The sequence below is a fragment of the Arthrobacter sp. 7Tela_A1 genome, assembly GCF_049311065.1.
Lineage (GTDB): Bacteria > Actinomycetota > Actinomycetes > Actinomycetales > Micrococcaceae > Arthrobacter_B.
The window spans coordinates 1-13,634 of the sequence record NZ_JAXIOO010000041.1; the positions used below are offsets into that span (position 1 = coordinate 1).

Consider the following 13,634-nt stretch of genomic DNA (forward strand, 5'->3'; position numbering starts at 1 on the left):
CCCCCCGCGCGCCCCCCCGTCGCGGCCGGCCGGGACATTGTGCTGGAAGGACCGCCGGGCACCAGCAAAACCACCATGCTGCGGGCCATCACGGAGGAATGGGGAATCCCGCTGCTCTTCGTTGAAGGCAACGCCGACCTCACGCCGGCCAAGCTGGTGGGCCACCACAACCCCGCCCGGGTACTGCGCGAGGACTACAGTGCGGACAACTTCGTGGCCGGGGCGCTGGTGGAAGCCATGCAGACCGGCGGGTTCCTCTACATCGAGGAATTCAACCGTGCCCCCGAAGACACCTTGAACACCCTCCTCACCGCCATGGCTGACCGATCCATCGCCGTGCCCCGGGTAGGCAGCTTCACTGCGCTGCCCACGTTCCGGGTCATCGCCTCCATGAACCCCTACGACAATGTGGGAACCACCCGGCTTTCCACGTCCGTGCACGACCGGCTGAACCGGCTTGCCATTGGGTACCAGGACGACGACGCCGAGCGCGGGATCGTCACGCTTCGCACCGAGGCCTCAGGCCACTTGGGGGAGGCTTTGACGGCCGACGCCGTGGCCGTCACCCGTGCGACCAGGGAACATCCGGACATCCGGCAGGGTTCCAGCGTGCGCGGCGCGATCGACTGTGTCCTGGTTGCCCTGCAGCTGGCAGGCCTGCGCGGCATCACGGGACCCGGAGACCAGGACTACGCCGGGATGGTTTACGACGCGATGGTCGTCGCCCTCTCCGGCCGGATCCACCTCGACGAAGCGGCAGAAACGGTTCCCGAGCGTGTGCTCCGGGAGATCTGGGAGGACCATTTCCTGCTTAATCCGGCCGCGGCGGCACCCGGATGAAGAGAAGTGGCCGCCGACTCACCCTTGGCACGTCGCAGCAGCCGGCGCCCGCAGACCAGGAATCCGCTGCGCCGCACACCCAAGAAGCTGTCCGAGGAACCCACGGTGTTTGAGCCGGTTCCGGGCAGCGGCGGGGCGGTCATCCGGGCCCTGCCTTCCCGTCGCCGCAACCCTGCGGCCGCTAAAACGCCCGGAGCCTCAAAACCGGGTTTCACCGACGACACCGCTGACCTGGTAACCGCCGGCGTCTCTGACCTGCCGGTTGATCCGGCGGTTCGGAGGCGGATGCTGCAAATCAGCGCCCGTCTCGCCGTGCGCCGGGCACGGCGGGACCCCTCGGCCCACCGGGGCAGCGGGACGCTGGCCAGCGTCCCCTACCGCGGGGGCAGCGATGAGATTGATCTGGACCGGACCCTGGAACTGCTGGCTGAACGCCCCGTTCCGGAGGATGAGGACATCATTGTCCGGGAACGTATCCGCACCCGCCGTTCCGTGATCCTGGCCGTGGACGTCTCGGGCTCCATGAAGGGTGAAAGGCTCCAGACAGCGGCCGCCGCCGTCGGTGCGCTGGCTTCCGAACTGCACCGTGATGCCGTGGGTGTCATCGCGTTCTGGTCCGACGCCGCGCGGCTGCTTCCTCTGGGCGGCGAGCTGAAGCCGGTGGAACTGCTCGACACGCTGCTCCGGATGCCTGCCCGGGGACTGACCAACATCAGCTTCCCCCTGGAACTGGCGCTCAAGGAACTGTCCCGGATACCGGTCCGGGATGCCCGGGTCCTGCTTCTCTCAGATTGCGTCCACAATGCCGGCCCCGATCCGCGGCTGGTCGCCGCCCGGCTGCCGCGGCTGGACGTGCTGATTGACATCAGCGCCGAAACCGACGTCGAACTGGGCCGTGAACTTGCCCGCGCCGGCCGCGGGCAGGCCCGGCAAATCCGCACGTACCGGGACATTGCTCCCGCCGTCGGGCAGATCTTCGACTCATGAGGACTGTGCCGAACCAACGAAGAAAGGCAGTGCCATGTTCAGGAATCCGTGGTTTGAAACCGTTGCCGAAGCCCAGCGCCGCGCCAAAAAGAAACTCCCCCGCTCCGTGTACGGGGCGTTGGTGGCCGGCTCGGAACGGGGCGTCACGGTAGAGGACAACATTGCCGCATACTCTGAGCTGGGCTTCGCGCCGCATGTGGTGGGGATGTCCTCCAGCTGGGACATGACTACTACCGTGATGGGCCAGGAAATCTCCCTGCCGGTGATCATTTCCCCGACAGGGGTGCAGGCGGTCCATCCGGACGGAGAGGTCGCCGTCGCCCGGGCAGCCGCCAGCCGTGGAACCGTGATGGGCCTCAGCTCCTTCGCCAGCAAATCCGTGGAAGACGTTGCCGCCGCAGGGGCGCCGGTCTTTTTCCAGATGTACTGGAGCGGAACCCGGGAAGCAATGGTCCAGCGGATGGACCGTGCCCGTGAAGCCGGTGCAGTCGGTCTGATCTCCACGCTGGACTGGTCCTTCTCCAACGGCCGGGACTGGGGCAGCCCCACCATCCCGGACAAGGTCACCGTCAAAGCCATGGCGCGGCTGGCCCCGGAGGTCCTGCCCCGTCCGGCCTGGCTGCTGGACTTTGTCCGGTCCGGCAAGCTGCCCGATCTCACCGTTCCGAACCTGGCTCCTCCCGGCGGTACCCCTCCCACGTTCTTCGGTGCCTACGGAGAATGGATGCAGACCCCGCCTCCCACCTGGGAAGACGTGGAATGGCTTCGCAAGGAATGGGGCGGACCGATGATGCTGAAGGGCGTTTCCCGTGTCGATGACGCACGCCGGGCCGTGGATGCAGGAGTCACGGCCATCTCGGTGTCTAACCATGGCGGCAACAACCTGGACGGCACCCCCGCCACCATCCGGATCCTCCCGACGGTGGCGGAAGCCGTAGGGGATCAGGTGGAAGTACTGCTCGACGGCGGTGTCCGCCGCGGCAGCGACGTCGCCAAGGCCCTGTCGATGGGTGCTCGCGCCGTCATGATTGGCCGGGCCTACCTGTGGGGCCTGGCAGCCAACGGGCAGGGCGGAGTGGAGAACGTGCTCGACATCCTGCGCGGCGGACTGGGTTCTGCCCTGCGCGGGCTGGGCCATTCCTCCGTCCACGAGCTCAGCCAGGCGGACCTTGTGATCCCGCCCGGTTTCAGCCGCACGCTGGGCCTGCCGCTGTCCATGCGGGAATCCGACGTTGGCTGAGCCGAAAGCGGCCCGCCCGTCCCTCACGGCACGGGCTTGGCCGCAGGTTCCGGCGCGGCCGGTGGTCCTGGTTCCCGTGGGGTCCACGGAGCAGCACGGTCCGCACCTGCCGCTGGACACGGATACCGTGATCGCCGCTGCCGTAGCGAACGCTGCCGCGGAGTGGCCCCGTTCGGCGGACGGCAGCGAGCCGGCCGCCGTCGTAGCCCCTGCCTTGTCTTACGGTGCGAGCGGTGAGCACCAGCACTTTCCCGGCACGGTGTCCATTGGCCAGGAGGCTCTGGGAACGGTGCTGGTGGAGCTGGTCCGGTCACTCTCCAGCTGGGCCGGAAGCGTGGTGTTTGTGAACGCCCATGGCGGGAATGTGCAGTCTCTGGCCCGAGCCGTGCCCCAGCTCATCGAGGAAGGGCACCGGGTCGGGTGGGTGCACTGCCGGTTCGACGGCGCGGATGCGCATGCCGGGCGGACGGAGACCTCGCTGATGCTGCATCTTGCACCGGAACGGGTACTGCTGGACCGGGCGGAGCGCGGCAACACGGCCCCGGTGGCGGACCTGATGCCCGCGATGGTTGGCGGCGGGGTGCAGTCAGTGTCGCCTAACGGTGTGCTGGGTGATCCGGCGGGCGCCAGTGCCGGGGAGGGGGCGGCGCTGCTGCGCGGCGCCGTCGGGGATGTGCTCCGGCGGCTGCAGGGCGAGGCTGACGGGTATGGCCGTCTGCAGCCTTTGTCGGATGCGGTGTCCGTCCCGGGGGCCGTGCGGTGAGCGGGCCGCCGCCAGAAGGGACGCCGCTCCCCGGGCTTCCCGACGGGTTCCGGATCCGGCTCTCACCGACCGTGCGGATCAACGGAGACCGTACCGTCCTCAGCGGCAGTTCACCGGTCCGGGTCCTGTTTCCAGGCCCGGCGGCGCGGGAGCTGCTGGCCGGTGGGGAGGTCGCAGTTCGCGACCCGGCCTCCCGGAAGCTGGCGGAGAAACTGCTGGGCTACGGCCTGGCTGAACCGGTCTTCGAGGGGGTTGATACACCGGCCCCGGACAGCATCACGTATGTGGTTCCGGTCCGGAACCGGCCGGCGGCCCTGGACCGTCTGCTGGTCAGCATCGGATCCGGCAAACGGGTGATTGTGGTTGACGACGCGTCGGCAGATCCGGATGCCATTGCACGCACTGCTGCCTCCCATGGCGCGGAGTATGTTCCGCTCGCCGTCAACGTGGGCCCGGCCGAAGCACGGAACGCCGGACTGCGCCGGGTCCTCACTCCCCTGGTGGCGTTCGTTGATTCGGATGTGGTGCTGGAGGCCGGAACCGTGGACGCGATGATGCGCCACTTTGCTGATCCGCAGGTTGCCCTCGTGGCGCCGAGGATTCGGGCACTGGACACTGCTCCAGACAGTCCCGGCGCGGCCGGAGGTTCGGGCTGGATTGGCAGGTACGAGGCAGCCCGGTCCTCCCTGGATTTGGGCCCCCGGTCTGCGCTGGTCCAGCGGCGGGGCACAGTGTCCTGGCTGCCGGCGGCCTGTGTTGTTGCCCGGGTGGAGGCTCTCGGCTCGGGCTTTAGCGCCGGACTGCGGGTGGCTGAGGACGTGGACCTGGTCTGGAGTTTGATCGGCCGCGGCTGGCGGGTCCGGTACGACGCAGCCGTTGCTGTGCGGCACGACCACCGGCAGTCCCTTGTTCCATGGCTGGCCCGCAAGGCGTTCTACGGAACCGGAGCACATGAACTGGCCCGTCGGCACGGCCGCAATGTTGCCCCCGCCGTCCTGGCTCCGTGGAGTGCGTCCATGCTCGTTGCGCTGCTGGCGCAGCGGCGCTGGTCCGTTCCCGTGGCAGCATGCCTGTCCGGCATAACCGCCCTGCGGCTGGCCGCCAAACTGAAGCGCGCTCCCCGTCCCCTGCCGTTCGCCCTCCGCCTGACGGGCCAGGGTGTGCTGGCGTCCCTCGACCAGGGGTCGGCCCTGTTGCTGCGGCACTGGTGGCCGGCCGCCGCGGCTGGCTGCCTGGTCTCCCGGCGCATGAGGCGGGCTGTGCTGGCTGCCGCTGCTGCCGACGTCGTTGTTGAGTATGTGCGTATCCGCCCGGACCTGGACATTGTCCGGTTTGGGCTGGCCCGCCGGCTGGATGATCTGGCCTACGGTGCCGGGGTGTGGCTGGGCGCGGTCCGTGGCCGGTCAGCGGGGGCATTGATTCCGGAGATCACCGGGCTGCCTGAGAGAAAACAGGCTTCGAATAGGAGACGGAAATCCAGCCCGACCAGCTCTGCTCCCGAACCCAGAGTGCAAAGTCTCCCGGCCGCTGACGCAAGCACCGTATAGTTTCGTCAAGCCTTTCGATGTTTGGAGTTCCTGTGACCCAACCCGCATTCCCTGGGGCGGAAGACGGTTATGTGATAGATCAGGCAGGCGAGTCCTTGGTACTGGGGATGTCACCGTCACGTCGACGGCGCTGGCTCCCGGCGATTCGACTCTGGGTCCAACCTTATGTTCGACAGCACTATCCAGAACGACTCGGATGAAACGATCAGCTTCAGCGCCCTGAGCTGGAAACTCCAAGATCCATCAGTAACCATCAGCAACACCAGCCTGACAGGGAGCCCCAATCTGCTCACGGGTGGCGAAGTGGCACCGGGAGGCACCGCTACCGGCGACGTCTGCTTCGACAACGAAGCGGGGACAAGTGGAGAATACATCGTTCTCTACGAGCCCATATTCTCGTTCTTCTCGGACCGGGGCGCATGGATCAACACCCTCTGACCGGAAGGGTCACGCCCTCGGGTCAACGGCCTGGAAACCGCGGCGCGCCGACGTCGTAGTCTTGGATGCCAGGTCCGTGACAGATCAGCGGATCCAGGAAAACCCGGGTTACTTAGCGAAGTGTCAGGTTCTTCCTGCCGGGCCGCCCTAGGTCAGGTCGGCCCGGCAGCGGCGGCCAGCCTAGAGCTCCGCAGTCACCTTCCACGACGAGTGGATCGCACCGTGGATGTAGTTGACCGCGCCGGCGTCACCAACGACGTCGCAGGGGATGCCCGCATCCCGCAGCTCATCCGCGAGGGGGGCTGCCGACGTCGTGCCGTCTGCGTAGACCACCATGGCGGCAGGTGCGGAGAAGGACTCCTCCCCCACCGTCCATTCCACGGACTTCTCGGTGATGCGGGTGATCACGGCGTTGCGGTGGATCTGCACGCCGTGCTTCTTGGCGTCGCTGACGGCGGTCCAGCGGCGCGGCATGGCCAGCGGCAGGCCGAGCTGCTGCTTTTCGTGCAGCAGGGTGACGCGGCGTCCGCGTTCGGCGAGGAATTCGGCCAGTTCCAGGCCCACCAGGGAGCCGCCGATCACTACGACGTCCTTGCCCATGGGCAGCCAGAATTTGGTGAACTGGCGGACGAACTCGGGGCTCTTGGTCACGCCGGAGAGCCGGCCCATCTTGCCCAGGGTGCTCAGTACGGCGCCGGCTTCCTCAGCGGTGGCGGTGCCGAGCATCATGGCGCGCAGGGTGTCGCCGGTCTGCACGATCGGCAGGTCGCCGCCCGGGAAGTCGGGCTTGGGGCGGACGGCGCCGGTGGCGACGATGACGTGGTCCGGGTTCAGCGCGCGGATGGTTTCCACGGTGGCCGGGGTGTTCAGTTTGACGGCGATGCGCAGCCGCTTGATCTCAGCCTTGAACCAGCGCAGCAGGCGCTCGTTGTCCGGCGTCGTCATGGTGGAGAACCACATGGTGCCGCCCAGGCGGTCGGACTTGTCGATCACGGTGACGCGGTGGCCGCGTTCGGTGAGTACGCGTGCACTTTCCAGCCCTGCGGGGCCGGCGCCGACGACGAGCACGTGCTTGGCCTGTGAGGCGGGCTTGAGCGGAAGCACGGCTTCGTTGCCCAGTGCCGGGTTGACGGCGCAGAAGGGGGTGTCGTCGAAGAAGTTCTCCGCGACGCAGAGGTAGCAGTTGATGCAGGGGCGCACCTGGTCGAATTTGCCGTCGCGGAGCTTGTTGGGCAGTTCGGGGTCGGCGAGCAGTTGGCGGCCCATGGCGGCGTAGTCGATCTGGCCTGCGGCGATGGCTTTTTCGGAGATCTCCGGGAGCATACGGCCGACGGCGATGACGGGAACGTTCACGTTCTTCTTCACCGCTGCGGCGTTCTCCAGGTAGGCGCCAACCTTGTTGGGCAGCGGGCCGTCGGTGAAGTTGTCGAACGGGTTGCGTCCCCAGCCGGTGACGTGGATGGCATCCGCTCCGGCTTCTTCGAACAGCTTGGAGGCCTCGATGGCTTCGGGGAGGGTGAGGCCGCCTTCCTGTCCGTACTCTTCGCCGGCGACGCGGACCAGGATGGCCAGCTTGTCCCCGACGCGTGCTTTGACGGCGGCGATGACCTCGCAGGCCAGGCGGGCGCGGTTGGCGAGGGATCCGCCGTAGGCGTCGGTGCGCTTGTTGTCCCGTTGGTTCAGGAAGACGCCCAGGATGTAGCCGTGCGCGGCGTGGATTTCGATCGCGTCGGCTCCGGCCTTGGCGATGCGTTCGGCAGCGTCGGCCCAGGTTTTGATGAGCCAGTCGATGTCCTCGTGGGTCATTTCCTTGAAGGTGGTCTGCTTACCGGCGGTGGCGGCGCCCATCTTGCCCAGTTCTTCCCGGGTGCTGTCGGCCAGGGCGGACATGTCGTACGTGTAGTCCTGAGGGTTCGGTGCAAGGACGGGCCGGTCATTGGCGACGTCCACGCGGGCGACTTTGCCGTGGTGCGTGGACTGGATGCAGAGCCTGCTGCCCGCTGCGTGGATCGCGTCTGCGAGGGCTTTCAGGCCGGGAATGTATTTGTCATCCGAGAGGCCGGGCTCTTTCATGGAGGCGGCGCCGTGCGGGAAGGCGATGGCGCAGGCTCCGGTGATGATCAGACCTGCACCGCCTTTGGCGCGGGCCACGTAATGGTCAATCTCGGTCTGTTCAATTTCGCCGTGCTCGGAGACGTTCATGTCCATGGCCGGCAGGACGATGCGGTTGGGGGTTTCCATCGGACCAATGCGGCCGGTGGCCATCAGGTGCGGGAACGTTTTGGTGCTCATGCTTCGAATTTTAGTCGTCTTGTTTACACCGTAAACACGGATTTGTGGGTGCTGGGATGTGTTCTCTACGACAGGTGTAGGCGGCAGCGGCGCACCCTTGGTTTATGACGTTCGTGCAGGTGTCTGTGTGGGCGCAGTGCTAACCCCACGCATGCCGGCGGTCAGGTCACTCGCAGCTCGCGTCACCCCCATCACGGCGGTCAGCTTGTCTTTCCATTCGTAGCCCGCGGCTTCCTCCGCCTGATGCTGCGCCGGGCGCTGGGCTTCCTCTGCCTTAGCGCTGGACCTCGACGTTACGCAGGAAAACGTCTTCATTGGCATCCCACTGGACATAGTCTGCGAAGTCTGCTGCCGCGCCGCAGAAGATGGACCATGGTGGTGTTAGCTTCAAGGAAATCGTCGCGTCCATTGAGGCGCCGACCATAACCTCGGTGGCGTCGTGGAAGCTGACGACCCTGGCCGCAATTCGGGCTCGGAAGATTTGCCGGCGGATCATTCTCGAATCCGTTCCGGCGTCGGGTGGCAACGCCATCGTGACTTCTAAAGCCCATTGGTGACTGGGACAGCCATGCATATATGAACTGAATTCTCTTGGGAAGGCTTTATTACGGGAGTCATCATGCAAATTATTCCCGGTTACGCCCTGACCCAACTAGCCTTATATGATCATTGACAGAAGCTGGACACAGTCGACTTGGAACGGAACATCTGTGGGAAACAATTTGGAAATTTGGGCCGTACTCGTCAGCGCTATCGGCATCATCACGACATGCATCGTTGAATCCCTCTGGTACGGAAAACAGATGAGGCTGCAGACGGCACACTTCGATACACAAATAAAAAAACAAAGTGAGCATCTGCAGGAACAATTCAACTTTGAAATCGATTCGTCACGGAAGCAACGACTCCTCTCGAATCAACGTGAAGCGCTCGATCAGGTGCGCAGGATTGCTCGGGACTTGGTTGACCTGCGAGAGGACGAGTCCACATCCAGCCGCTCTCGTATGCTCGGCAACCTCGAGTTCGAACTATTCACTCTTTCTGCAATGACTGCCACCTTGGTCAATGATTCAGATCCCAACCAGGGACGCCTGCTGCAAAACAAAGTCAAGAGCTTGGTCGAAAAACTTAAAGAACTAACTGACCTATTCGATGAGCACCCTGATGGGGCAGCAAATACCGCCTTCAACACGGACGAAATCTTTGAGAAGTTACCCGATATTGCTACGTTGCTGCTCGACCTCCAGCCGCGGAGTGAGGGAAAATTCGCCACCCAAGACAATCACTCTGATCATTTCCACAAAAGGCGCAGATAGGTGGGAAGGGCCGAACTAAATGGATTCACTTACCTCCCAACCCTTGACAATGGACAGCGCGAGATCCATACCAATCCTGAGCCTACGTTTCGGAGTAGCAACCGAATCAACCAAAGGCAGACCTGGCTTGGGAAGCGACGCCGGCTCATCTTCCTGAAGTCCAGAAACTGCTATCGCCCCCGAACCCCCATTCCCGCCGGGCGACTCTAGATCAATAACGTAGTCTCCATTCGCATTTTTCGAGAATGACAAACGCGAACCGGTCACGGCGCCGTTGTCATGAAGATACTTCGTAATTCCAGTCACCCTGAACTCGTTCTTGGTCTTGTTGTAGTACCTGTAAACGAGGTCCACCCGTTGTCCACTCCTTGCATCTGTGCACTCGAGTGGGCTTGAAGGATTCTCTTCAGAAGCATCCAGGGCCGGAAAGAAGGACTGAAAGACCGGGTCCTTCGGGATCAGGACTCCATGCCCTCTTTTGGTCCCTTCACCAGCATCGTTTTTGGAGAGGACCTTCGTAATCTTCGCAACAGAGCCCATGGGCCATCCTTTACATCTTCGAGTCACCCGTTCAGGACTCACCATTGGTGGACATCATATTTCGTCCTGCAGCGTTGGGGTAATCGGGCAAAATCGGGCGCAGAAGTTACGAGATTGTCTTCAAGCAGGTCATCGGTGACGGGCGCGTCGTTAGCGCTCTCACTCTATTTGCGAACTGAGCTAACCAGTCCAGAGACGACATATTTTCTGGGCTTGTGCCGGCTCTTTCTGCGCACCCCTAGGCATTTCTAGGGTTCGCGAGCATGTGTTTGCCCCATAATCACCATAGCTATCTCCCCAAAGCTGCACTCCTCAATCCGCGTGCGGAGTGCCGACGTCCCTCATCGGGTCCCATACTCGAGATCAGCAGTTTGGCGAACGAGCAGACAGTGCAGCGCTTCTGAGTCTCGTGCGGGGCCTCTTTGTCGGCTACCGGAAGGTCAGCTGGGCCCGGATGTGCATTCAAGCGGCTACGGCGGTCCACCAATGGCAATGACCGTGTGACCGCGCTGGCGACAATGTCACGTCGCGGCCCTTGCAGGGAGTGGACATCTTAGCCCTGCAAGTACGGCTCGCGTGGGATCCCTGCCATCTGCAGAGTCCGCAATGTAGGTCGCTTGCAGAAGACCCGGGCAAAGGTTGGCCAGTGGGGACGCCCCCGGTAGAGGCCCGCATGTCAGAGGCACGTGGCATGCTGCCGAAGTGACCAGGACTGGCACCGAATGCCCCCATACGCGGCGCGGCGATTCTTCTCTGGGTCATTTATGCGACAGAATGTCAGGTGAACTACCCAGTAAGGACATGATGAACAACGTAAACACACTCCTCGTACAAGCACGCGCTCGGTACACGCAGAGGCAGCTCGCGGAACAGCTCGACGTCTCCGATCGGACCGTGGCACGCTGGGAGAGCGGTGAGACAGCGTGCCCAACGATGCTTGCACCAGCATTAAAGGAATTGCTGGGTCTCCGAACCTCCGAAGCTGGAGACGAATTCAAGTTCATCGATCTTTTTGCAGGGATAGGCGGAATCCGGAAAGGCTTTGAATCTCATGGGGGTCGCTGTGTCTTCACCAGCGAATGGAACAAGTACGCAGAAAAGACCTACCTGACAAACTTCCCAGATGACCAGGATGGATCCCACACGTTTGTGGGCGACATCCAACCGTTTCCTGCCGAGGAGGTGCCAGACCACGACGTTCTCTTAGGCGGCTTCCCCTGTCAGCCCTTCTCCATCGCCGGCGTGAGTAAGAAGAACTCTTTGGGTCGGTTGCATGGCTTCGAGGACGCGACTCAAGGGACCTTGTTTTTTGACGTCGCGCGCATAATCAATGAAAAACGTCCCGCGGCCTTCATGCTTGAAAACGTTAAGAATCTCCGGTCGCATGACAAGGGACGCACATTCGCTGTGATTATGGAAACTCTTCAAGAGGAACTCGGCTACGAAGTTCATGCGAAGGTCATCGACGCCATTAATTTCACCCCTCAGCACAGGGAACGGATAATCATCGTCGGGTTCCGTGAACCTACAGACTTTAGCTGGGAAGACCTTGAGATTCCACCGGTAGGCCCCAAGCTCCACACAATCTTGCACAAGACTGACGGCACCGAACCTCTCCTCGAATGGGATGGAGATCGTTTCTTTGACCACGAAAGTGCGCAGGTGCAACCCAAATACACTCTTACGCCGAAGTTGTGGGCCTACCTGCAAGCCTATGCTGCCAAGCACAAGGCCGCAGGTAATGGATTCGGCTTCGGTCTAGTGCATCCAATGGGAACGACTCGTACATTGTCTGCTCGGTACTACAAGGATGGCTCCGAGATCTTAGTCGCTCAAGAGGGAATGCGGCCTCGCAGGCTGACGCCACGTGAATGTGCGCGTCTCATGGGTTACGACGACACCTTCAGGATTCCGGTCAGCGACACGCAGGCGTACAAGCAGTTTGGCAACAGTGTCGTAACGCCGGTGATGACCGAAGTTGCGCGAATTATGACTCCACACGTACAGAAAATTGTTCAAAATCAGGCTACGGCTGCGCTGCTATCGGCGTGAGTTGAGCGACGTCGGCTAGGCTCGAGCTCCACGCGTTGCGGTGCGTTTGATGCGCAGCGCAACGCGACGCAGCGCGTGGGGCTCTCTAGCACCACTTTTAGTTGGGGGAATAAGTGAACTTCGGTGACTTGGCTGATCATTTCGATGGAGTAGCTGCCAAAATCCTGAGCACAGTGGAAACTGTCGGACGCAGTTCAAATCAACACGAACTGGACGGGGTCAAGGCGCTGCAAGCGTTATTCGGGCGTCCCGCCGAGAGATTGATCATTCCTACACGCTTTCTAAGGATGTCTGACCAGGTAGACGAGCCCTTCACTGAAGACGGCACTCTCACGTTTTACGATGCCCGGGCCAACACCCCGAAGAGGTCAGAATACCGCCTGTACTACCCTGCTTCTGTCGACGCGATGAAGAATGCCCAACCTGGCGATGTTGTCTTTATCGCTAAGCAGAAATCACACGGTGTCTTGTTCATTGTTGCCCCATCGGGATCAAGCATCGCGGCTCAGCTGGATTGGTTGTTCGGCACAAATGTCTTGGAACACAAAGGATTTTCGGTCCGTTCCGAGTTGCGCAATGGACAGGGTTTAAGCCTCACAGCGTTGTACCTTCTGGACATGTTGGGTCTTGCTATTGAACCTCGCAACGACGACTGGCTCGACAAACTTTTGGAAAAGTTCGGTCCTCGATTCCCAACTTCAGCCGAGTTTGGCGCGTTTGCGCGTTCGACTCTCCCCGATATGGACCCCACAGAGAACCCCGACAACGTTCTGATGGCGTGGCTCGAGCAAGAAGAGCTGCTCTTTCGAACTTTAGAACGTCATCTCGCCACTGACGCCCTTGGAACTCTCTACCGTCATGGAAGAGTGGATGTGGATAGCTTCATCGAGGTGTCGTTGTCACTGCATAATAGGCGCAAAAGCCGTGCCGGGAAGGGGCTCGAGAACCAACTAATCGCTCTGTTCCGCGCCATGAACCTTCGTCACTCGTTCAACCCGGTGACCGAAAATCGTGCACGCCCCGACTTCATATTCCCCGGGATAAACGAGTACAAGGACTCCCAGTTCTCAGAGTTCAACCTAACGATGCTGGGGGTGAAGACCACGTGCAAAGACAGGTGGAGGCAAGTCCTCAGCGAGGCGAAGCGGATAGATGGGAAGCATCTACTGACATTGGAAAGCCCGATAAGTCCGTCCCAAACCGACGAAATGAAGGACAATAAACTGCAATTGGTTATCCCTCTCCCTTTGCAACGTGCCTACAAGCCACATCAGCGAGCCTGGATAATGAGTGTCGATGATTTCATACAAATGGCGAGAGAGCGGGACCGGATGCCCTCGTCGGCGCTGTTCTGACAGACGGGCTGAAGAACAGGGGCATTTATCGTGCGGCCCTGTACCTACACGGGCGCTTAGGGATCCAAAGCCATGGCTACGAACATCTCGGAACTTCTATGCTGACGTGCCTTAGCCGCCTGCCCGACTAGGGCACGGTGGGCGAGGGCACTCAGCCGTCGGGTACTGGGGAATATACAGCACCAATCTTGCGTGGGTGCCAGTCCTGGGTCTAGGTGCTGACTCGGAGCACCGTCATATGCTGTGCTGACGCCTTCACGTTGG

At 62.2% G+C, this 13,634-nt stretch carries 12 protein-coding genes; 9 read left to right on the top strand and 3 right to left on the bottom strand.

What is annotated here, in order from left to right; genetic code table 11:
• The 6 genes from TVB01_RS14155 to TVB01_RS14180 form a co-directional block, all read left to right on the top strand.
• Positions 1-840 (top strand): AAA family ATPase (locus tag TVB01_RS14155; protein ID WP_422456551.1); only part of this gene is annotated, 840 nt, incomplete at its 5' end.
• Positions 841-846: 6 nt separating this feature from the next.
• The gene (locus TVB01_RS14160) at positions 847-1,827 is read left to right on the top strand and encodes a vWA domain-containing protein (RefSeq protein ID WP_422456552.1); all 981 of its coding nucleotides are present in this window, start codon (positions 847-849) and stop codon (positions 1,825-1,827) included.
• A gap of 34 nt (positions 1,828-1,861) precedes the next feature.
• On the top strand, positions 1,862-3,067 hold the full coding sequence (gene mftD, locus TVB01_RS14165) for a pre-mycofactocin synthase MftD (RefSeq protein WP_422456553.1): 1,206 nt from the start codon (positions 1,862-1,864) through the stop codon (positions 3,065-3,067).
• Entirely contained in the window at positions 3,060-3,830 is a 771-nt protein-coding gene (mftE, locus tag TVB01_RS14170) for a mycofactocin biosynthesis peptidyl-dipeptidase MftE (protein WP_422456554.1), read from the top strand. Before mftD ends, mftE begins: the two co-directional genes overlap by 8 nt.
• Positions 3,827-5,377, top strand: coding sequence for a mycofactocin biosynthesis glycosyltransferase MftF (gene mftF / locus TVB01_RS14175; RefSeq protein ID WP_422456555.1), 1,551 nt, complete (start codon positions 3,827-3,829; stop codon positions 5,375-5,377). The genes mftE and mftF overlap by 4 nt, the downstream gene beginning before the upstream one ends.
• A gap of 165 nt (positions 5,378-5,542) precedes the next feature.
• Complete coding sequence (locus TVB01_RS14180; RefSeq protein ID WP_422456556.1) at positions 5,543-5,815, top strand: DUF4352 domain-containing protein; 273 nt, start codon at positions 5,543-5,545, stop codon at positions 5,813-5,815.
• A gap of 180 nt (positions 5,816-5,995) precedes the next feature.
• Here the strand turns inward: TVB01_RS14180 and TVB01_RS14185 are convergent, their stop codons facing one another.
• Together TVB01_RS14185 and TVB01_RS14190 are read right to left on the bottom strand one after the other, a co-directional pair.
• Entirely contained in the window at positions 5,996-8,107 is a 2,112-nt protein-coding gene (locus TVB01_RS14185; protein WP_422456557.1) for an FAD-dependent oxidoreductase, read from the bottom strand.
• Positions 8,108-8,381: 274 nt separating this feature from the next.
• Entirely contained in the window at positions 8,382-8,639 is a 258-nt protein-coding gene (locus tag TVB01_RS14190) for a hypothetical protein (RefSeq protein ID WP_422456558.1), read from the bottom strand.
• 178 nt (positions 8,640-8,817) lie between these two features.
• Between TVB01_RS14190 and TVB01_RS14195 the strand changes: the two genes are divergently transcribed.
• The gene (locus TVB01_RS14195; protein WP_422456559.1) at positions 8,818-9,423 is read left to right on the top strand and encodes a hypothetical protein; all 606 of its coding nucleotides are present in this window, start codon (positions 8,818-8,820) and stop codon (positions 9,421-9,423) included.
• Positions 9,424-9,438: 15 nt separating this feature from the next.
• Here the strand turns inward: TVB01_RS14195 and TVB01_RS14200 are convergent, their stop codons facing one another.
• Positions 9,439-9,963: a hypothetical protein gene (locus TVB01_RS14200; protein ID WP_422456560.1), complete on the bottom strand. Its 525-nt coding sequence runs from the start codon at positions 9,961-9,963 to the stop codon at positions 9,439-9,441.
• Positions 9,964-10,767: 804 nt separating this feature from the next.
• Here TVB01_RS14200 and dcm point away from each other — a divergent pair.
• Together dcm and TVB01_RS14210 are read left to right on the top strand one after the other, a co-directional pair.
• A complete protein-coding gene (gene dcm, locus TVB01_RS14205; RefSeq protein WP_422456573.1) occupies positions 10,768-12,015 on the top strand; it encodes a DNA (cytosine-5-)-methyltransferase in 1,248 nt (415 codons plus the stop codon).
• 113 nt (positions 12,016-12,128) lie between these two features.
• Positions 12,129-13,370: a type II restriction endonuclease gene (locus TVB01_RS14210; protein ID WP_422456561.1), complete on the top strand. Its 1,242-nt coding sequence runs from the start codon at positions 12,129-12,131 to the stop codon at positions 13,368-13,370.
• Positions 13,371-13,634: the final 264 nt, after the last annotated feature.

Excerpts from the sequence above, each read along its gene's own strand:
- mftD (WP_422456553.1), top strand. The coding sequence starts at position 1,862 with ATGTTCAGGAATCCGTGGTTTGAAACCGTTGCCGAAGCCCAGCGCCGC.
- TVB01_RS14180 (WP_422456556.1), top strand. The coding sequence starts at position 5,543 with ATGTTCGACAGCACTATCCAGAACGACTCGGATGAAACGATCAGCTTC.
- TVB01_RS14185 (WP_422456557.1), bottom strand. The coding sequence starts at position 8,107 with ATGAGCACCAAAACGTTCCCGCACCTGATGGCCACCGGCCGCATTGGT.
- TVB01_RS14190 (WP_422456558.1), bottom strand. The coding sequence starts at position 8,639 with ATGGCGTTGCCACCCGACGCCGGAACGGATTCGAGAATGATCCGCCGG.
- TVB01_RS14200 (WP_422456560.1), bottom strand. The coding sequence starts at position 9,963 with ATGGGCTCTGTTGCGAAGATTACGAAGGTCCTCTCCAAAAACGATGCT.
- dcm (WP_422456573.1), top strand. The coding sequence starts at position 10,768 with ATGAACAACGTAAACACACTCCTCGTACAAGCACGCGCTCGGTACACG.